Consider the following 1,294-nt stretch of genomic DNA (forward strand, 5'->3'; position numbering starts at 1 on the left):
CCCCTTTTTTTCTCCACAAAAAAGAGACGCCTTTTGACGTCTCTTTTCCTTCGCTTTGTCTTTCTCTTATTCGATGATCCCGCTTACTACACCGGATCCTACCGTCCGTCCGCCTTCACGGATTGCAAACCGCAGACCCTGCTCGATTGCGATCGGGGTGATCAGCTTGATCGTCATCTTGATGTTATCTCCAGGCATTACCATCTCTACGCCTTCCGGCAGCTCGATGACGCCCGTCACGTCCGTCGTCCGGAAATAGAACTGCGGACGATATCCATTGAAGAACGGCGTATGACGACCGCCTTCATCCTTCGTCAGAACGTATACTTCGCTGTTGAAGTGCGTGTGCGGATGGATCGTTCCCGGCTTCGCCAGTACCTGTCCGCGCTCGATTTCGTTTCTCTGCACGCCCCGCAGCAACACCCCGATGTTGTCGCCCGCGATGGCCTGATCAAGCAGCTTCCGGAACATTTCCACGCCCGTTACTACTACGTTTCTCGTCTCGTCCGTCATTCCTACGATCTCGACCGTATCCTGCACCTTTACCGTCCCGCGCTCTACACGGCCCGTCGCCACTGTCCCGCGGCCCGTGATCGAGAATACGTCTTCTACAGGCATCAGGAACGGCTGGTCGCTCGGACGCTCCGGCGTCGGAATGTAGCTGTCTACTGCGTCCATCAGCTCGAAGATGCACTTGCAGTCCGCGCTGTTTTCCACGTCGTCATTGTTCGATGCATATTCCAGAGCCTTCAGGGCTGAACCCTTGATGATCGGAATCTCATCGCCCGGGAAGTCATATTCGTTCAGCAGTTCCCGCACTTCCATTTCCACCAGCTCCAGCAGCTCTTCGTCGTCTACCTGGTCTGTCTTGTTCATGAACACGATGATGTATTTTACACCTACCTGACGCGCCAGCAGGATGTGCTCCCGCGTCTGCGGCATCGGACCGTCCGCTGCCGATACTACCAGGATCGCGCCGTCCATCTGCGCCGCGCCCGTAATCATGTTCTTTACATAGTCCGCGTGCCCAGGGCAGTCTACATGTGCATAGTGACGGCTATCCGTCTCATATTCCACATGCGCCGTGTTGATTGTGATTCCACGCTCTCTCTCTTCCGGCGCTTTATCGATTTCATCATATTTCGTCGCTGCCGCTTTCCCGCTCTTCGAAAGCACCGCCGTGATCGCCGCCGTCAGCGTCGTCTTCCCGTGGTCTACGTGCCCGATCGTCCCGATGTTTACATGGGGCTTCGTTCTCTCGTATACTTGCTTTGCCATTTTCTCTTTCTCTCCT

General features: G+C 55.4%; 1 protein-coding gene. It reads right to left on the reverse strand.

What is annotated here, in order from left to right; all coding sequences use genetic code 11:
* Positions 1-66: 66 nt before the first annotated feature.
* Entirely contained in the window at positions 67-1,278 is a 1,212-nt protein-coding gene (tuf, locus tag H8693_RS10625) for an elongation factor Tu (protein ID WP_249280937.1), read from the reverse strand.
* Between the last annotated feature and the right edge of the window lie 16 nt (positions 1,279-1,294).

This window comes from Guopingia tenuis, from assembly GCF_014384805.1.
In the GTDB taxonomy this organism is placed as follows: Bacteria; Bacillota; Clostridia; order Christensenellales; family Christensenellaceae; genus Guopingia; species Guopingia tenuis.

Bases quoted from the DNA above. Each gene is read 5' to 3' on its own strand.
- tuf (WP_249280937.1), bottom strand. From the start codon at position 1,278: ATGGCAAAGCAAGTATACGAGAGAACGAAGCCCCATGTAAACATCGGG.